The sequence below is a fragment of the Acinetobacter rudis genome, from assembly GCF_000829675.1.
Lineage (GTDB): Bacteria > Pseudomonadota > Gammaproteobacteria > Pseudomonadales > Moraxellaceae > Acinetobacter > Acinetobacter rudis.
Map to the genome: position 1 here is coordinate 1 of NZ_BBRX01000044.1, position 19,623 is coordinate 19,623.

The 19,623-nt window shown below is 32.6% G+C and carries 11 protein-coding genes, 1 tRNA gene and 3 pseudogenes; 7 read left to right on the plus strand and 8 right to left on the minus strand.

Annotated features, from left to right (window positions below; genetic code table 11):
- A pseudogene (locus Aru01_RS12130) lies at positions 1 to 831 on the minus strand (metalloendopeptidase CpaA); the annotation flags it as partial.
- 353 nt (positions 832 to 1,184) lie between these two features.
- Positions 1,185 to 1,274: transfer RNA gene (locus tag Aru01_RS12135), tRNA-Ser, on the minus strand.
- Between the two features lie 448 nt (positions 1,275 to 1,722).
- Between Aru01_RS12135 and Aru01_RS12140 the strand changes: the two are divergent.
- The 4 genes and pseudogenes from Aru01_RS12140 to Aru01_RS12155 form a co-directional block, all read left to right on the plus strand.
- Positions 1,723 to 1,863, plus strand: a pseudogene (locus Aru01_RS12140) (transcription elongation factor GreAB); the annotation flags it as partial.
- A 182-nt stretch (positions 1,864 to 2,045) separates the two neighbouring features.
- On the plus strand, positions 2,046 to 3,320 hold the full coding sequence (locus tag Aru01_RS12145) for a hypothetical protein (RefSeq protein WP_016657000.1): 1,275 nt from the start codon (positions 2,046 to 2,048) through the stop codon (positions 3,318 to 3,320).
- A gap of 57 nt (positions 3,321 to 3,377) precedes the next feature.
- Positions 3,378 to 6,356 (plus strand): reverse transcriptase domain-containing protein, encoded by a 2,979-nt coding sequence (locus Aru01_RS12150; protein WP_016657001.1) that lies wholly within the window; start codon positions 3,378 to 3,380, stop codon positions 6,354 to 6,356.
- An 88-nt stretch (positions 6,357 to 6,444) separates the two neighbouring features.
- The gene (locus Aru01_RS12155) at positions 6,445 to 7,062 is read left to right on the plus strand and encodes a Cap15 family cyclic dinucleotide receptor domain-containing protein (RefSeq protein ID WP_016657002.1); all 618 of its coding nucleotides are present in this window, start codon (positions 6,445 to 6,447) and stop codon (positions 7,060 to 7,062) included.
- A gap of 4 nt (positions 7,063 to 7,066) precedes the next feature.
- Here Aru01_RS12155 and Aru01_RS12160 read toward each other — a convergent pair whose 3' ends face one another.
- The 5 genes from Aru01_RS12160 to gmtY are packed head-to-tail and all read right to left on the minus strand — an operon-like array spanning position 7,067 to position 13,980.
- A complete protein-coding gene (locus Aru01_RS12160; protein WP_016657003.1) occupies positions 7,067 to 8,815 on the minus strand; it encodes an anti-phage protein in 1,749 nt (582 codons plus the stop codon).
- Positions 8,816 to 8,827: 12 nt separating this feature from the next.
- The gene (gene greB, locus Aru01_RS12165) at positions 8,828 to 9,310 is read right to left on the minus strand and encodes a transcription elongation factor GreB (protein ID WP_016657004.1); all 483 of its coding nucleotides are present in this window, start codon (positions 9,308 to 9,310) and stop codon (positions 8,828 to 8,830) included.
- Positions 9,307 to 9,915: a gamma-mobile-trio protein GmtX gene (gene gmtX / locus Aru01_RS12170; protein WP_016657005.1), complete on the minus strand. Its 609-nt coding sequence runs from the start codon at positions 9,913 to 9,915 to the stop codon at positions 9,307 to 9,309. Before gmtX ends, greB begins: the two co-directional genes overlap by 4 nt.
- Positions 9,905 to 12,673, minus strand: coding sequence for a gamma-mobile-trio integrase GmtZ (gene gmtZ, locus Aru01_RS12175; protein ID WP_016657006.1), 2,769 nt, complete (start codon positions 12,671 to 12,673; stop codon positions 9,905 to 9,907). The genes gmtX and gmtZ overlap by 11 nt, the downstream gene beginning before the upstream one ends.
- Positions 12,670 to 13,980, minus strand: a complete 1,311-nt coding sequence (gene gmtY / locus Aru01_RS12180) for a gamma-mobile-trio recombinase GmtY (protein ID WP_016657007.1) — start codon at positions 13,978 to 13,980, stop codon at positions 12,670 to 12,672. Before gmtY ends, gmtZ begins: the two co-directional genes overlap by 4 nt.
- A gap of 108 nt (positions 13,981 to 14,088) precedes the next feature.
- Here gmtY and Aru01_RS12185 point away from each other — a divergent pair.
- The 3 genes and pseudogenes from Aru01_RS12185 to Aru01_RS12195 all read left to right on the plus strand — a co-directional run.
- Positions 14,089 to 14,418: pseudogene (locus tag Aru01_RS12185) on the plus strand (GreA/GreB family elongation factor); the annotation flags it as partial.
- 174 nt (positions 14,419 to 14,592) lie between these two features.
- Positions 14,593 to 16,821: a TonB-dependent receptor gene (locus Aru01_RS12190; RefSeq protein WP_016657008.1), complete on the plus strand. Its 2,229-nt coding sequence runs from the start codon at positions 14,593 to 14,595 to the stop codon at positions 16,819 to 16,821.
- Positions 16,822 to 17,789: 968 nt separating this feature from the next.
- Positions 17,790 to 18,902 (plus strand): transglycosylase SLT domain-containing protein, encoded by a 1,113-nt coding sequence (locus Aru01_RS12195; RefSeq protein ID WP_016657009.1) that lies wholly within the window; start codon positions 17,790 to 17,792, stop codon positions 18,900 to 18,902.
- A 138-nt stretch (positions 18,903 to 19,040) separates the two neighbouring features.
- On the opposite strand, the gene Aru01_RS12200 is transcribed toward Aru01_RS12195, so the two are convergent.
- Entirely contained in the window at positions 19,041 to 19,424 is a 384-nt protein-coding gene (locus Aru01_RS12200; RefSeq protein WP_016657010.1) for an SCP2 sterol-binding domain-containing protein, read from the minus strand.
- Between the last annotated feature and the right edge of the window lie 199 nt (positions 19,425 to 19,623).

Here is a 19,623-nt window from a genome sequence, read left to right on the forward strand (position 1 = left end):
AGCACTGGTATTGGTATGCGTATTATTAATCGTTGCTGTCCAAGATGCCTTAGATTTAATAATTACCCGATCTCGATCATTTGCTGTAGTTGGCAGAGTAAAATTAGAAACCCAATTTCCATCGGCGAAATTGACTTCTGTAAGCGGTGCAGTTACTGCATTTAAGTTGCTACCAATGTCCTTGACTTGTAATGTGATGGGCTGAATAAATTCAGGAACCCATTTCTGTAAGGTAGCATTATATTTAAGCCAATACTCACTGCCTTTATTTAGACGGTAACTACTTGGAAAAAGTAAATTGTCTGTTGAAATTTCAGAAGAATAAGTTGCTGTAGAAATAATTTGAACTAAAGTTCCATCTATAACATTAGATGGCAATACAATTTTTTTTGCCCATCTACCATCAAACAGAAAAACTCTTTGGAATTTATTGTTCGTAAAGGAAATGTGGTCAATCGGTGAATTATTGATAGGATATACTGTCGCTAAAAATATTTCCCATTTTTTCAAATTAGAATTATAGACAAATTGAAAAGTATCACCGCGGTGTATTTCAAGCGCTTCAATGGGTAAATTGGTATTTGAAGTATCTAAATAACTTTTATAAAGCGCATTAGATTGAATAGTTACTGTATCTAAATTTTTTGCACCATTGGGTAAGTATATATTTTTAACCCAATTACCATCTGCCAAGATAAATTTTAAATCAGTATATCCTGATGGGATATTACCACTCTGGGTATTTTGATTTGGAGATAATGTTGTAGATGCATAAACAGCTGAAGCTGTGACTAACCCTGCTATACATATCGCTTTATAGGCTAATTTCATTTATTTTCCTTATTTGGTGCTTATTTTTACAGCAACACTAACAAGAAAAACATTTACACTCAAGATTAAAACTTAAAATATATTCTTTAAAATCATGGTTTTAATCACTTTAATACACATTGTAACTTTGCATAAGCATCCATTTTAAATGCTCAATATATTGCTTACTTCTGAAAAGAGTATTGCAGAATCTATACTCTATAGAGCAATTTCCTGTATATCACAGACAAAACAACGTTGTATTACAAACGCTTAAACTGATTGATCAAATGCAAAAATTTATGCGGGTTCATTTAAAAAAATAAAACCAAAGACAATAAAAAAGCCCCTGTAAATACAGGGGCTTTTGAATTTGGCGGAAGCGGTGAGATTCGAACTCACGGAGGACTCGCGCCCTCGTCGGTTTTCAAGACCGGTGCATTAAACCACTCTGCCACGCTTCCAATGGCGGCTATCATATAAATAAAATCAAAAGTTGGCAAATGTTTTTTTATAGATTTAATCACGAACGATCAAATTAAAGTCAAAATCCTCATATTTGTTCTAATTTCAATCAATTTTCACAATAAATCATGTTGTTAGATCTTTTTTTTAAAAAATAAATTTGGCAAAAATAGCTATGCCTATTTCCTTGCTGTCGCATTCAAGCTCAATTATCAATCAAGTTCAAACATTGAGGAGTAAGGATGTTTAAGAGCTTAAGCATATGATATGCTGATTAATATTTTAAGATTCGCTGTATTAAAAATCTGGAATACATCATTCTATGCCCATTCATATTTTTAAGCGGATATGAGCACTCATAATCGTTGTTTATTCTCAGCGTGAATAAACAACCTATTTATAGTTTTTAAATACAAATACCTTAATTAAGGTTTCGGAGTATTGATCTTGAATCGTAAATTACTTACTGCTGAAGGTTATCAACGTTTACAAGATGAATTAAATGATTTAGTCCGAAAAGAACGCCCAGAAATTACCAAAATTGTCTCTTGGGCAGCAAGCCTCGGCGATCGTTCTGAAAATGCTGATTCAGAGATATATCCCCTTTTTCTGTACTATCAAAATAATTACTCTTAAAAAACAAATAACTAATAATAGTATGTGTACTAATTTTGTATACTACAAAAAGCGTACTATTTTTCTTACCTGAAATATTGTATAAGTTTCAACCATAATTGAATTGCTTGAACTTTGACCACAGGAATCGTGAGATGACTGAGTTACAATATGATCTAATTGAGAATTTAGGTTATAAAGAATTTAACGCTGAATTGTTAAAAGATTACTGGGCTTTTAATGATTATCCTAGACGTAAATTTATATTTAGCCTCAAAGATCTAATCACAAAATACCAATTCAAGTCTGAGTCGAAACTTCACAATATTGTAAAAAATTGTGGGCATTTGAAATTTACGGCATTGCTTGATTGTGGTATTTGTAAAAGAACCTTTAAAATTGACCATCGAAGAAACATTAATTTTGACAAAGAAGATTGGTTTAAGGAACAGTTAACATGTGATACATGCAAAAGAGAGAATATTGATTCACAAGTGAGGGAACAGCTTTCAAATTTCCAAAATTCTATTCCATTGGGACAAAAATATAATCTAGAAAGTCCTTATCAAGAGTTGGATTATCTAGAAAAAATATTTTTATATGTACTTCTTACGACGAAGTTAAAAATCACGGATGGTAATTTAATTCATCCAAACAACTGGAAAGACTTTCAGGCATTGGAAGCTAATGGCGTAGAATATATTCTCAAAAATATTATTGATAAGGGATACATATTTATATCAAACACTTATGATGATGTAATGTTATTACAAAATGAATTGAGAAATACTTCAGATACTCTGCAATCATATTTAGCTTTTGATACATTACGAGAACTTAAGAAAAACCTTAACTTGAATTTTTATAATGATATTGTAGTTGTTCTGCCAAAAAGTTGTAGTTCAAGGCAAGATTGGATCGTAAAATTATATAATGAAATTGTATTATATGAAATAAAACTTAAAGATATAAAGCAAATAGAAGAATTTATAACTATCAAAAGATTAAATGAAGTCTATGCTTTAATAGATTTTATTTGTAGACAACGTCATATCCCAATTAAGAAAAACAATGCATTAGAGCTTGATTTAATCCGTATGTTAAAAAAATACGACTTACAACATGTTTGGAGTATAATTTGCTATCAAGCGAAGCTTGCAGCTTCTGAACTGTATGATATGGAGTTTAAAGAACGTAATAGGTCAAGGTTTAGTAGTGAGTATGTTTTTTCATGCCACATATCATCATATTTGAATTACCTAGAATCGAAAAATATAGCTCCTAAGTACCCGCGTAATTTACCTGATAATTGGGTTTACTCTGAAATCGAATTATTTGTAAGTGCGTATGTGATTGGTAACTACAAAAGATGGAATGAATTTACACCAAGGGAAATTTTAAGTTTATGGTGCAAAGATTATGGTAATTGAATGTTTCTTAAGGGAAATGTAAAATATAGTTTGTATATTTAACTATGGTTTTTTAGTATGGATCTAAACATTAGTCATGTAGAAAAGGCCTATTTATACCTAAAAAATTATGTATATCATGAAAATTTGAATCTTTTTTTGAAGCAACGTATAGCTAGTTTTGAAGAAAGTAAATCAGAGAATATGAATGGAATATTTGAAACTATTTTAAATGTCATAAAAACTGAAGATCATCATTTCGTAGAAAATGAGATTTTAGAGGCCTGGCTTCAGGAGATTGATTATCATCTATTACCAAAGGCGATAGGAAGAGCTGAAGAAGAAAGGCAGAAAGAATACAATAAAGGTAACAATGGTGTATTTATAAGCAACGTAAAGGATTCATTAAACTATCAAGTTTCAAATGTTAATTATTTTATAAAAGCACCGATTGAAATTCATATTATAGAAATTCTTTGGTGTTTATTTGTTGGACCAGCATTAGAAAATATTCTCAACAAGGATTGTTATGGAAATAGATTACATCAATCAATCTTGAAGTATGGAAGTCATTCTGATTCTATAAGCGGGCAAGAGTTATTCAAACGATATATAGTTCAATACAATTCTTGGCGTGATCAAGCAATAAAAATAGCTTCAAATACAGCAAAAACAGGAGAGGATGTGGCGCTGTTATCACTTGACTTAAAATCATATTACTATCATATAGATATTGATTTTGATGAGATTTCAGATGAAATTAGAAAATTTTATGCTGACAAAATAGAATTATTAGAAGTTGCATTAAAATTAAATAAATTACTTGAAAAAATTTTTAATCATTATAGGGATATAATTTCACCTCAGATAAAACGAACTCATGAACGTTGTGAAAATAAAAGTGGTATTCCAATTGGATTTGCATCTTCTGCAATTATAGCTAATTGGTATTTATTAAATTTCGATGAATACATTAGTGATCGTGTTAGACCTCAATATTATGGACGCTATGTTGATGATATAATAATGGTTTTTAGAAGACCTAAGATTAATAGTGTTGATCCAATAGAGTTTTTTATTCGTGATTATCTAGATGATATAATTAAGAAAGATATAAATGATGACAATTATATAATTACAATTAAAGATAACGATTTACCAATACAAAAGGATAAATTGATTTTACAATTTTATGATAAAGATCATAGTCAAGCTGGGCTAGATCTTTTTAAAAACAAATTGGATGAAAGAAGTAGCGCTTTCAAATTTTTACCAAGCGATCATTTGGAAAAAGAATTAGATCTGTTCGCTTATGATATTTTATATGATGGATCAGCCAATGCATTACGTAGTGTTATTGGTTTAGCCGAAAATGAAACAGGACTTTCAAAATATTTATCTAGCCATATTTCAGCACATAGGCTTTGTAAAACAAATCATGAAGATACCGTTATACCTCAACTAAAAAAAATTTTTAAAGGAAAAAATGCACTAAGCTTTTTCGGGTTGTGGGAAAAGATTTATCAATATGGGATAATTATAAAAAATTTTGAATTTATTAAATATTTTAATAAATATATTAACTTAGAAATAGAAAGGATAATAGGAATTATACCAATTGATAAGAAGGCATCCCTACCTTTCTCAGAAAAGCTAAAGAGTGATTTAAAGTTATATAATGAGCTTTCTCTAGCACTTACAATAGGTTTATTGGATATTCGGGAATTTCCAAAAGAAAATGGTCTTTTTTTTATTTTGAATCAAGAATCTGCATTTTTAAAGCCTAATCAATTTAAACTTAATTTAATAGATTATGGTTCGAATTCGCATAAGTTTTCTTGGCAATTTAGGAAAGCAAATTTAATTAGACATCATCTGGTTGCATGGCCTCTTGCAAATTTTTGTAATTATGAGGGTGATTTAACTTGTGAAAAAACTTTTCTCAACGAACCTATTCCATCATTAGTTGAACTTAAAATTAAATATTCACCGAGATTTATTCACTTTGATGAATGGCAACTTTTACATTTGGGTGATGCATTAGGTAAAAATATTGAATTAAATAAATGGTTTAATGATTCAATTAAAGAATATACTAATAGGAGTCATAGTACAAATTTTCCAGTTGAATTACTAACGGATGAAAAAAATAATATTCACCCAAACATTATTAAGTCACATCTCAAAGTTGGTGAACGTAATCATTATGAATTTATTACTTTAGCGATTGCAAATTTAGAAATAAAAGAAAGTGATATTGCTGCCGCTATTAGAAAAGATAAAAGACCAAATTTAAATTATAATCGACAGGAAAAACTATATAATATCCTTAACTCAGCCTTAAAAGAAAAATCAGACTTGTTGATCATGCCGGAAGTTGCTATACCTGTGAGTTGGTTACCCTTCATGATAGCCTTTTCTAGAAGGCATCAAATAGGGTTGGTATTTGGGTTGGAGCATTGGGTTAATAATAATGTAGCGTATAATTTAATAATTGAGGCTTTACCATTTAAATTTTCAGGCGAATATAAATCATGTGCTGTAAGTGCAAGAATAAAAAACCATTATGCTCCATCAGAACTTGACTTACTTGAAAGCTTAAGAATAAAACCTGGGAATTTAGAAATATATCCTAAAGCTTACTACCATAAAACTTCATGGAGAGGTATTTCTTTTACGACTTATAATTGCTTTGAATTATCTGATATTACTCATAGAGTTTTATTTAAATCAGAAATAGATCTCTTAATTGCTTGTGTCTGGAACAAAGATACTAATTACTATCAACATATATTGGAGTCTTCAGTAAGGGATTTACATTGTTACACTGTTCAAGCAAATACTTCCCAATATGGTGGTTCATGTATCTTAAGACCTACCGAAACAGCTCGTAAAACCCTCCTCTATGTTAAAGGGGGAGAAAATTCATGTGTATTGACTACAAAATTGTGCATTAAAGAGTTAAGAGATTTTCAATTTAAATCTAAGCCAAATACAAAGGATATGTTTAAACATTTACCTCCAGGTTATGATTGTGAATCAGTGCTTAATAGATAATATAATTTTGAGTAAACTAAAATGAGATTATAAGTTAAATGATTAATCTCTATTTTATTTTTAATTTAACTATAAGTTTGGAGTGATAATGTTAAGTAAAGGTCATGAGTATACTGTCCAAAATGGTAGTAATAGATCTAATATTGGTAAAACTATTTATGCATTAGCAGCTTTTTTAGCTGGTGTATTATCGCTAATTCTTATCAGATACTTTTCTTGGTTTCCTAATATTCCTAATATTCCTAATTTTATATCAACAGCATTTTTGACAGCCCTATTATTTTTTATCCTCTATTATTCTTTTAATCATTGGATCTGGAAATCTAAATATATTTCTAAGTATTTAAAATTTCCAAATATTTCTGGTGATTGGGCTTGTAATGGCGAAAGTAGCTTTGAAAATTTGTCTTGGCAAGCACAGGTGAAAATTACTCAAACTTGGGATCGAATACGTATTGTTTTGATTACTGGTAAATCAAGCTCCGAAAGTGTCTCAGCAGCCATCATATATGATGATATTAAAGGGTATAGGTTAGTTTATAATTATAGAAATCAACCTGATAGTTTAGATGATGAAAGTTTAAAGACTCATATAGGTTTTGTAGAGTTAAAGCTTGATTTAGATAAAAATCAAGCTTCAGGTAATTACTATAATGTTAGTGGTAGAAAAACATTCGGTAACTTTATTTGGACTAGGCAAAAATAGTTTTTTAATCAGTTAAATAACTTTCATCCATTTCTATATGTGGTGTTAATCTTGATGTTTTAATAACTATTTGTCCAACTTCTTTCACAGAGCTTTCTATTCGGTCTAAGGCAGCATTAACTCTTAAACATTGGTTAGCATTGAAATAAAATCTATTATCATCAACCCATGTCCTTGTTTTGTGATAATTTTCTAAAGTTGCAGCATCTAATTGAGTAATATTACTTTCTATTAATCTCTTACTCATTAATGGCCGAAGTTTAGGTACTATATCTATAGTTTTATCTTCAGAATAAATAATCGCTAGACGCTTATGCTCCTGTGACGAATAAACATATCGTACTCCTGAATTATATCGAGATCCTCTTGAAGGAGTACATCTCACGTTAGCTTCTCCATCTAATATTATCCCTATTCCAAAGCAATAACCTTTAGGATCGATTATTACAGTACCATCAATACCACTGACTTGTTTTAACAGCTCTGGAGTCATCAATGTTGGAAAAATTGGTGTGCCAAGTGTAGAAAGTCTATTAACTTCGTCATTGGCATCTTCAGCTATGACCAACATACTTCCATGATTAAAAGTAGTTAAACTGTGAATTAAATTTAAGATATTTTTTTGCTCTTCTTCCGTAGTATAAGGATAAAGCCTTCTTAAATTTGAAAGAATTAGTTCATCTTTAATTGGTGTAGTAGGGAGTTTTGGTTCATTATATTTACTTTGCAAAAGTACTTTATCACCACATGTTATCTGCCAATAATAGTGATCTAAAAAGTTAATTATAAAAATTTTCTGATCAGAAAAATCATAATCGTTATATAACTGACCCAATCCATAAATATTTTCATTATCAATAATTAAGGATAAATCATTTGAAGACATTTCTAATACTTTTCTAACCCATCTAGAATTTTGGATAGAAATTGGTTCTTTGAACTCAATTAAGAATATAATAGAGAGATGTTCTGGATCGGCTAAAATTACTTTACCTATACTATGTACCCCTTCATAGAATAAAGATGATATTAAGTTAAAAGTTTCAAAAAGATTTACATAAGGATAATTTTTCTCAATTGCCAAACCGGGTGTATACATAAAATTGTATGCGGCATTTTTAGTTAGTTCTTTTCTATTTAATTCCCAATAGCCTCTACCAGGATTTTTAGAGTTTAAGTAATTAGTTGCTTTGTTTAAAATTTGACTAATTGTAGCTTCTATAAAATTAAGATGTCTAAGAAATAAATCATCATTTTTAAATCTTCGAGTATTTAGTAAAGGATATTTGCTTAATATCTTCTGAGAAATTTGGATAACTGGGACTACATAGTATCCTTCAACTAGGGTACTCAACCCCACAAAAGATTTAACATCATTTGACTGGTCATAAATAGTCAATAACTTTTTGACAGTGCTACTTATTGCTTCTCTATGTATTCTCTCAGGCTTTTCTCTCATCGATTCTTCATCATTCGAGTAGAAGATATTTTTTAGTGGATGATTATCAGTTTCTGATTGTAATATTATTGAAAAGTTATCAAAAAGTGATAATACCCATTTCCCATCTTCTGGCTCTATGCAGATAGGAAAATGATTGTTCGAAAGTACAGATGATCTTATACCAACTAAAAATGTTTCTGGTTCTACGTCATCTATACCAATTGAGTTCAATATTGATTTTGTTTCATATCTTAGAGAAAAATTAAAGTGTTCCTGATAACCCCACATAAAGTATGTAATAGTTTTTTTCATTTAATGACCCTTTTAAATCTTTGACGAGTTATAACTAATATTATTTATAAACCATACTCTATTTCCATTAGGAGTTTGGACTTTTACTTCATCATCTACAGATTTACCTAGACAAGCTTTTGCTATAGGTGATTGGAGCGAAATATAGTCTTTACGGCCATAAATTTCTTCATCACCTACAATTCGAAATTTAATAATTTCACCATCATCATTTTCTAATTCAACCCATGCTCCGAAATAAGCCTTCCCATCTTGTTCTGGACTATATTCAACTTTATAAGCGACTTCGAAAAGTTTAGTTAAGTACCTAATCCTACGATCAATTTCACGCAATTTTCTTTTATTATAGATGTAATCAGCGTTTTCCGATCTATCGCCGAGACTAGCTGCCCATGAAACAATCTTCGTAATTTCAGGGCGGTCTTTTCGAACTAAATCATTTAACTCATCTTGTAAGCGTTGATAACCTTCAGCTGTTAATAATTTACGATTCAAGACAAATACTCCAAAGCTTTACGTAAGGCATCTAATGTTGAAACTTTAAAAACAGGCTTATTAGACTCATCTACAAGTTCACCAAAATGAGTTGGTTTAAGATTCCATTTTTCTTGGAAATCTGTAGACAATAAATACTGTAATGATCTTACTTCTTGATCAGAAAGCTTAAAAGATTCAGTAGGTATCATATTCTTATGATCATAAATATTAATCCTTTGTTTTGGGGGAATGATTTCACGGATCATTTGTTGAGCTTCTTTTAACTCAGATGCCATAATTCGTACAAGCAATTGATGTTTGGGGTTTTGAATTTCTTCAATCCATGCATTATCTGTTGGAGATGGTTTTGTTAATTTATTCGTCTGCGATGAATCTGCAAAACATTGAATCAGTGCTCTATACTTTTCACCTGTCTTATTTCTGATGCTTTGCGCTTTAGGAACACCTCGATTAAATCCCAAATTAGAAATCGTACTGACAGAAAAATCTTGAATTCCACGTTCCTGTTGCTCAATACATACTTCATAGATTGCATCGAGTGACTGTTGGATTTTAAGTGATGATCCATGTTTTAACTTATGTAATAATTCTTCAGGATTCATTGCTAGCCTCAATCAAAGTTGGTGAGTTATTTAGAATGAGTTCAATTTCAGATTTAGAAATTTTTTCTGCTTCTGATAGTTCGATTAATTTGATTTTACCATCTATAACACTTTGAACTTTATCCCATGATTTGAGTCGGCTCATTAATAGTTTAAAAATTTGATTGCCTGCAAATAGTTGTTGCTCTTTTGATAGCGTGAACAGTGCAGGCATAATTTCATTAAACATCGCCATTTTATCAATAAGTTGAGTTCTAGGGTAAATCGCTTGATCTGCATTGCATGATTTATAAATGACTGCATTTTCACAGATTTCTTGTAATTGCTGAAAGTGACTGACTTCTTCCATTTCAAGTACTAATTCTGCATTTGGTGCTGTGATCAAGAATAAAGCACTTTCATTTTCTAATATTGGGCTGTTATTCATCAGATTGTGGCATTTCGTAATATGGCTATAAGCCGATTGAATGTCACATAAAAGCATATCTAATTTTTTGGCTGAAGTTTCATATTCTGATTCGAAATTTCGTAGTTCCGTTTCAAGACTTGATCTTTTTGCAGCACCTTCAAATTTTTGTTGCTTCAGATTGGCTACATACTCTTCTTTTTCAATATTATCAATGTGTTGGTTAATCTGGTCAACTTTAAGTTGCAATTTGGTGCATATTTCAGATTGATCCTTGGATTGGAGTAGTATTTCATTTGTAATTGCTAATAAACCTCCTAGAAAAGCAGGCCCTGTAATGAAATGTCTACAACGTATACAATTCTGACTACCTAAATAACCCTGAGGCGTTGGGGTGTAGAACGTGCTACTTTTAATTGATTCTCCACCATCGTCACATCTTGAGGCAGCAAAAGGGCAAATACCATAATCTCTAAAAATATAATTCCCTGCAGGAACTTCATTAGATAAAGCTTGAAGTAATTCTAAATTGCTCCCGACCAATTGATTTTTAATATTTTCAATTTTGTTTTGCTCAATTGTCCTTTGAATAGATTCAACTTCCGATTTTAGAGCTATTTTTTCACCTTCCTCCAATCGTGTTCGAATATCGTGATTGGAAACTTTGCAATAATAGATCGACATGATCACGGAGCTATGCCCTACGATTTTCATTACAATTTCAATCGGCATACCCATTTCAATGACATAAGCTGTAATAAGGCTAACACGCATACTATGAGGGGTATATTTGGACTTATATGCACCTAAAATTGCCCTATTTCCTTCAAGTGTGGCTAAACACAAATTTGAAGGTTGTACATTATAAAGAGCAGCAGCTAATCTAGGAGTCAAAGCATTCCCGACATTTGCTGGCTCAAAATCATTAAAACGCCTAAAAAGAAAACAATTTAATCCTTTTGCTTTTCTTTGTACCTCATTTAAATTAGTTCTTTGGCAATCAATCCAAGCAGTAGGGTAAGTAATAGGATTATATTTTTGTTGCCATTTTCTCAGCCGAATTAGCCAATACGCTAAATCTTCAGGTATCCAAGGAATTATGTAGCCTTGACCATTATTATTTGTTTTGTTGGTAGTGGTAAATATACCAGTTTGTCCATCAGGCATTCTTTTAACAAATGATTGTTCTTTGGTCAATTTTGAAAGTGGAGAATTATTTTTTTCCCATATTACTTTCCCTTGCGGATCTAAATTAGCAATATATTCATCTGCTTCACCAGAATCGTTATAGGCAATTTGACGACCACGTAATGGAACTTTAGTGAGTGCATAAGTATGAATCCAATCGGTAGGACACCATAGATATGCTTGATTATCGACAAAACGGTAAACACAATCTATATCATCTAAATCCAATTGATCAAAGCTGACTTTTACCCAATCGGCATCAAACTTATGGAGATGCTCTAAATCCTTGAAGCATTTTGCACTTGAAGGAATAATCCATTCTTGGGTCTTTTTTACAAAATGATATTGTAAGCATGGCTTTGTCGTTTCAGAACGAATTGAACTAGATGATATATTCTGTTGATTGAGTAAAAGGGAAAATGGATTGCGAGCATTGTCAACACGTACAATCTCACCAGTTTCATCATCTTCAATCGTTAAATCATTATCAATGATGTAATCTAAGAATTCATTCACATAGACAACGAGTTTTCGCCTCATTGGTTCAGACTCTATATTTTCAAGTAAATCTCGAAAGGGTTTTATATCGAATTTTTCTTGTATGAGAAAAGCGTGTGGTGTTTTGCTTTTATCAAATTGTTCAATATAAAGACGAACGAAACGACACAGCTGAGTTTCTTTAGTACCCCCACCACGAGCTGTAGTCATGAACTCTTTAATCTTAATTGCCCAAGTGACATAGTCTGGTGAAATAAAATCAGGTTTAAATGGTTCTGTTTTTCCCAAAAATTTATACCAGTTCTCCCATTCGTTCCCATATACACCTTGAGGATCAAGTGGAAGAGACAAATCATTTTGTTTATTTATGAACCTTTTGTATTCAGCCATTGTTTTTAAACTTTGGGATATAACAAGTTCTTTTAAATCAGCATAAGAAAGGAATTCAGGTATATCAAAAAAATCTATATAACTGCTCCATTCTTCATAAATTCTTTCTGGATGAGCAGGTAGCCCATACTCCCTATAATTTTGTTTATATGATACAGAGTTGGTAATGCCAACATTTTTACAAAATTGTTTTAAAGAATCTAAATCTGGAAAAGTTGAAAATTCTTTATTAAATCGTTTACTTTCAATCTGCCTGATCATTTGAGGTTTGATCATTTAATTTCTCTCAACTTTTTCTGTACTTCTTCAAGTGTTGGTTTGATATAAACAAGGCATGAAGTAGGACTCTTATGATGCATTGCTTTTTGAATTTCAATTTGGTCTAGACCAGCTTGACGTGCTCGAAATCCATAGGCATGTCGATGGCCATGTTCAGTTGTTCCTAAAACTTTTTTACAAATCAGCCCAATACGTTCTACTGCATTTTTATGCAGTCTTTGAAAATTTTTAATAGTTTCAGGCTCACCTAATGTATTGGTGAAAGCAAAAGGATGAGGGTTACTTTTTAAAGGCTCTACTCTTTGAAATTTTAAATAGTTTGCCCAAATTACTAAAAACTCTTTAGCCTTTTCTGGTGGATTAAACATTACCTCAAAATAGCCTTGTTTTGAGCTAAGTAAAGGCGTTTTCCAACCTGCATAAAGTCTTTCAGTCAACAAATAGTTATTTCTTGGCTTGAACGAAGTTTTAGATAAAAGAAACTCACGTCTGTTTTTGAATTGAGGATCAGGAGAAGCTCCTAACTCAGGGTGATAGACTCGAACCAAAGCCTCTTTAGGTCTATTCGGATTCAATGTGATGTCTGATGTAAAAATATGAAAAATTTCACTTTTTCTAAGTCCACCATAATTCATTAATATGGTTATAGCTTGCGACCTATAGTCATATTTTCCATTTTTTTCAAATCCAAGATATATAAGCCTTTCAATTTGATCTTCGGGAAAGCGTACTGCATATTCAAAATCAATAAGTTCTTCTCTAAAAGATCCAACTAAACGAACTTGCTGCTGAGATATGCCTTTTTTTGTTAGGTGGTTTAAAAATACATTAGACTGTTTATGATAATAGGCACACCAATTTAGACGCTCTTCATAACCAGTGGCTTTACGAAAAGGATTTACTCGTACCGTAGCATACTCATCCTGTAGCATTAAAAAATCAGTGTAGTGCGTTATATGGAACAGTAAATTATTCGTATCTCGGACAGACCGTGATCTCCAATATAGTTCAAGAGAATCAGTGTTATTAGAGAGATTTATAGTGCCTGTAATTAAAGCCTCTGTGAAAGCTTTTAAAACTTTAGTTGCACTGTCAATATTTGGAACTGCATTGATATATTTTAGTAAAAGTTGTAACGCATAGCATGAGCGCTCTTTCCAAGATTCACTTTTTGAATTAAACCAAGCAAGATATCTAAGATGAGAAATAATAATCCCCTTCTCAGTCAAGATACAGGGTAAGACTAGAGTACTCTGAGAAGTACAATCTTTGTAATTTACATAAATTTTCTTAACATAAGCCATATACTATTTAGTATAGAGTATGAGGTGTTTAACTATTTAATCTATCAGTATTTGATCTATTGTCAATATTATTTATTAGAAATAGTATAAAAACATATAGGGTTATAATACATCTATAACAAGCGCAAACTCCGTGAAATCGACCGTAGAATTAGATTTCTCACTAAGCTTTTTGAAGTCGCACACAAAGTTGACTATAGTCCTGAACAAGAAGGCAAAGCTTATTTCGGTGCATGGGTTGAACTTGAAAATGATGAGGGAGAGATTATTACATTTCGTATTGTAGGTGATGAGGAAATCTATGCACGCAAAGACTATATCTCACTTAAATCCCCTGTTGCCAAAGCCTGCTTAGGAAGATCTGTAGATGATGAAATTCAAGTACAAACGCCTAAAGGTACTAACATTTGGTATATTTCAAAAATTAGCTATAAATAGCCTTTACTCTTTGAGTCAAATTGCAGTTTAAATAAAATGAAATATCTCATTTTATTTATATTACAATCGAAAAAAACCATTCTAAAATAAGATTAATTCTGTAAAACACAATAATTCTCACTTACAATTCAATCGATTTCATACTAGTTCCCATACGAGCCTACTGGAAATACGATGCCAAGCCATAAATCTTTCAGCAAAATAACAACTATAAAAGTAATCATTCCATTTCTATCCATGAGCGGTCTGATCTTATTATCTCATTCAACTTTTGCGAATACGCCTCTGGAAGTAGAAAATCCTGAAAGTGATCGTATTGTGCTCCCCTCTATTGTTCTTACAGCATCACGCTCAGACGAATTTTCATCTTCTGCTAAACAAGTGACCAAGTTAGATGAAAAGCAAATTGAAGTTTTAAAAAATGCTTCTTCAGGCAATATAGCGACAATGCTTGCAAAAGTCGTTCCCGGCTTATCTGATTCTAGTCGAACCATTACGGACTATGGACAAACCTTACGTGGTCGTAATGCACTGATTTTAGTTGATGGCGTGCCAATGAACTTGACTCGAGAAACATCAAGAGGGCTTTCTGCTATTGACCCTGAGAGTATCAACAGTATAGAGGTCATCCGTGGCAGTAATGCCATCTATGGAAGTGGTGCAGCAGGTGGCACAATCTCCATTACCACTAAAGCTGCGGGGGGTGAGCCAAGCGCTAAAACTGTCATTGGATTACAAAGTGCTCTAACTAATGTCCGTCCTGATGCATTAAGTGGTGATGTACACCAATACTTCTCAGGAAGTTTGAATAACTTTGACTACGCTCTAGATTTTGGTTATCAAAGGATTGGCAGTCCCTATGACGCAAGTGGTAACCGAGTTGCTCCTGAACCAAGTCAAGGTGATTTGTTTGATGCTGATACATATAGTGTAGGCGGTAAACTGGGGTATCATATTGATGATAACCAGTACATTCAATTTGCAGCCAACTACTACAATGCGGAACAAGATTCAAAGTATGCTTCTGATCCTAGTGTTGCAAAATTACCAGCAGGTAGTGTTCCTGCCCAAGCAATCAAAGGTCTAAAACTAAAAGATCAAAATAAAAATGAAAATCAAATTTATAATTTAAGTTACTCCAATAAGGATTTTCTCGGCAGTAAAATTGACACACAAATTTATTATCGAGACTTCTTTACCCGCTTCTCTCCATTTGATGCACGTAAAGTCAGTACGCGTGGTGGACAGGTTGATCAGATTTATCAAGAAAATAATGTGTTAGGAAGTCGTCTCACCGTAAATACACCACTAGAATTTTTAGGCAATACCTCTTTGGTTTGGGGTGGTGATTTTAGTCGTGAAAAAAGTAAGATGCCTTTAGATATTTTTGATCCCAATATTTATGACCAATCAGGTGGACTTGAATTTGTCAAAATAGGCAACCTCACTTACTTACCTGAACTAACAACTCAAAGTATGGGTGCATTTGTACAGCTGAAACATCAATTTAATGAACAATGGTCAGCTGAGATCGGCACACGTTATGAAGACAGTTTTGCCAAGATCGATAGTTTCGTTCCACTTTCTCAGTTGAATCAATCTAATCCGTATACGGTACCAGGTGGTAAAGTTAAAGCAGATGCTTGGTTGTATAATGCCAATGTGACCTTCTCACCTACAGATCAACACTCGATTTATGCTTCATTTAGTCAAGGCTTCCAATTACCAGATGTTGGTGTTGTTGTTCGAAATGCCACAGCAGGATTCAATTTATCCTCAAGCTTCTTAGAACCAGTAAAAATCGATAATTATGAACTTGGCTGGAATGGTCAATTCAATAACTTTAATTCAAGCTTAGCTGCATTCTATTCCACTTCAGATTTAGGTGGAGTTCAATCATTCAACAATGGCCTAGTGCTTACACGAACCAAAGAAAAAGTCACAGGCATCGAAGCTACGCTTGATTATCTTCAAGAGAGTGAGATTTGGGGTGCCGGCGGTAGTGTAACGTGGATGAAAGGGCGTGAAAAACCACAAAATAGTACTGCAGAACAAGATATGACGGGTTTTCGCATCCCTCCTTTAAAAATTACTGGATATATTTCATATAGCCCGACAGATACTTGGACAAATCGTCTACAGGCAACCTACTTTGGCTCACAAGATTATCGCTTAGATGGGAAGAATAGCTTCGGACGTTACGATGTAAAATCGTATACAACCGCAGATCTATTAAGCAGTTTTGAACTTAATAAAAAAGATACGATTACGCTTGGCTTAGAAAATATGTTTAACCGTAAGTACTATCCACTTTATAGTCAGCTCATGCGCACCAGCAACAATACCAGTCACTTAGTCGCGAACGGCATTACCTTTAAAGTTTCTTATAGTCATAAATGGTAAAGGTTTTTGCTGCAAACTAAAACGCTGATATGTCAGTCCTCAATTAGGTGAGGACTGACACTAAAAATGCTTTAACAATATACAACTCGATGTGGCTTTTCACCTGTATCGTTGAGTAAGTTCTAGCTAATTTTCTAAGTAAAATTCTTTATTTTATGGAAATTAAATTAATTTATTTTTAATAAATTTTAGCTCAAAATTAAGTAAAAATATGCTGTATGTAAAATAAGTTACCTTAAAACCCAATGCAGCAAAAATATTTATAACACTATGTTTTAATTATATTTTTTAAATTACTCACCAAGTTTTATTTAAGTTAAAATAAACAATCATCACCCTATGCATAGTTTTTCAAAAAATTCAAATAAGAAAAATAGTAGGTTTTTTCATAGGATATGAAAAGAGTATTCAGGCCATTTCTCTTATTTTAATTTACATTTTATAACGTATTTCCTTATGAAAAAATGTAGAAATAATTATTCTTGTATTTTTTATACCAACGACGAAACGATCTATTTAACAGACCTTTTTAGTCATTTCGGGACATCACTACAACAGATGAGCAGATTTTTTAGCTAGGTATTTATAGTATGTATCCCAAGCATTTCACTCTGATTGCTCCAGCAAAAGACGAGTGAATATATTAACTTTTACAAAAGAAAATAAATTCATATTTAATAAGATTAATAAAAAAAACCAGCTAAAATATCAAACAAATAAGTATTATTTCCCGCTTTTTACCCATACTTTTGCAATTTTATGATTTGACAAATATATTTTTGCTTATTATGATTTGCTCAATTTTTAACTTATGAGACATTTCTCAACCTTCTTCCACCACCCCAATCTGTCATATTTATGGCGTTCATCACTTTCCAAATTAATTCTGTTTAATCGATTATGAAGCTTATTTCATAGACTTCGTTTTGATTATTTAACAGACATTATTGTCGAGTAGCGGAGACGACATGCAAAGTAACTCTAAGTCTGGGTCGAGGCGTAGCCTTAACTCATTAGTGTCCTTTTATTCCTCAAAAATGTTGCTGATTAGCACACTGTTTATTCCATTTCACAGTATCAGTGCATCTAAATCTAATCAACAACCACACTTCTTAAGCAACCCTAAACTGACTGTTGTTGCTGTAGATAATCCGAGTGCAGTTTTTAGCAAAGACCAATTTCAATATGGCTTTGGTTATGACTTAGTCAAAACCTATGCACAAAACCTAAATGCAGAGCTTGATTTTAAAACTGTACCAGACAATGCCACAGCACTTAAACTTGTTGCTCAAGGTAAAGTTGACTTTGCAATGACAACCGCAAAACAGACGACGATAGAAGAAAAGCAACTGACATCATTTTCCGTAAGCTGTGGTAACTTTAATGCCTTAACACATAATTCACTCGACACAGATTTGAATTGGGTATTTAAAAATGCTGAAGATCAGCAAACTTCCCGTGCAAGTGGCTTTATCTGTGACAGTAAAATGAATGGCCGCCTCAATCAGCTTGCCTCATTTTATAATCGTAATACAGTTAAAGAGAATGAATGGGATCGTGTACAAGACAACTTAACTCAACGACTACCTATTTATAAGGCAAGTTTTAAGCAGTCTGCACAGCGCTATGATATTGACTGGCATCTATTGGCTGCGATTGGTTATCAAGAATCATATTTAAAGCCTGACTCCGTCTCTCCTACGGGTGTTAGAGGCTTAATGATGCTGACTAGCAACACAGCTCAAGCAATGGGTGTAAATAACCGTACAGACCCCGCACAAAGCATACAGGGTGGGGCAAAATACTTTGACTTAATGTTAAAGAAATACGAGCATGTCCCTGCTCCTGATCGCCATTGGTTTGCTCTTGCTGCCTATAACATGGGGCCTGGAGCATTAGATAGCATTCAAAACAAAGTACAGCGATTAGGTAAAAACCCAAATCAATGGCTTAATGTATATGACTATTTAAGAAACCATCAAAGTAGCAATGCACGTTATAAGCAAGCTGTAACTTATGTCACTCGTATTCGTGCATATTTAGAGCACATCAAAACTACGCCTCAACTGCTCAATATCTAACTCTCCTGTTCTGAGCAAAGATCATTATTATAATATTGCCAATACGATCAGAAAGTTAAAAATACAAAGGCCCAATAATTTATTGGGCCTTTGCTGATTTATTGGATACAGTCAACTGTATACCTATAAAACCTAATATTAAGATGAATGCTCAAGAATTTGTTTAAATAGATTTTTCTGTTCTTGGCTCGGTTTAGCAGTTTGTAATGCCATCAATTGAGACATATCACCTTGAACTTTAATTTTACCAGTCATAAATGCCTGCATTGCAGCAGCCATATCAAACTCTAGGAACACTTTACGTAGTGTCTCAGCATCCATGTTCAAAGTTGTTTTTGCATTTGATGAAAGACCTTTAACGATTTTTCCACCATCCAAAGCCAGTTCAATATTGCCTGATTGATCTGATACCACAATATTAATGGCCAAATTTGCAAGTGCTGGCGCTAAGTTTAAATCACCAGCAGCAGAAGTAAGTTTTTCTACGGTTGCAAACCAATCATCCGTTAAAAATGCAGGCATAATTATTCCTCAGTGTTATCATTTGGTTCTGTGATCATTCATGCCCTAAGAAGGGTGGGCTATCAATGTATGGTCCATGTTATAGCATGAAGTTTTTAATGCTAGTTAAATTTTTTTGACGAAACAGTTCACATTCTTATCAATTTGATCTTTTTGTAATAAAAAAAGCACTCAGTGATCACTGAGTGCTCAATATAAA

What these genes read in the sequence shown, in the direction of transcription:
- Aru01_RS12145 (WP_016657000.1), top strand. Translation starts at nt 2,046, where the DNA reads ATGACTGAGTTACAATATGATCTAATTGAGAATTTAGGTTATAAAGAA.
- Aru01_RS12150 (WP_016657001.1), top strand. Translation starts at nt 3,378, where the DNA reads ATGGATCTAAACATTAGTCATGTAGAAAAGGCCTATTTATACCTAAAA.
- Aru01_RS12155 (WP_016657002.1), top strand. Translation starts at nt 6,445, where the DNA reads ATGTTAAGTAAAGGTCATGAGTATACTGTCCAAAATGGTAGTAATAGA.
- Aru01_RS12160 (WP_016657003.1), bottom strand. Translation starts at nt 8,815, where the DNA reads ATGAAAAAAACTATTACATACTTTATGTGGGGTTATCAGGAACACTTT.
- gmtX (WP_016657005.1), bottom strand. Translation starts at nt 9,915, where the DNA reads ATGAATCCTGAAGAATTATTACATAAGTTAAAACATGGATCATCACTT.
- gmtZ (WP_016657006.1), bottom strand. Translation starts at nt 12,673, where the DNA reads ATGATCAAACCTCAAATGATCAGGCAGATTGAAAGTAAACGATTTAAT.
- gmtY (WP_016657007.1), bottom strand. Translation starts at nt 13,980, where the DNA reads ATGGCTTATGTTAAGAAAATTTATGTAAATTACAAAGATTGTACTTCT.
- Aru01_RS12190 (WP_016657008.1), top strand. Translation starts at nt 14,593, where the DNA reads ATGCCAAGCCATAAATCTTTCAGCAAAATAACAACTATAAAAGTAATC.
- Aru01_RS12195 (WP_016657009.1), top strand. Translation starts at nt 17,790, where the DNA reads ATGCAAAGTAACTCTAAGTCTGGGTCGAGGCGTAGCCTTAACTCATTA.
- Aru01_RS12200 (WP_016657010.1), bottom strand. Translation starts at nt 19,424, where the DNA reads ATGCCTGCATTTTTAACGGATGATTGGTTTGCAACCGTAGAAAAACTT.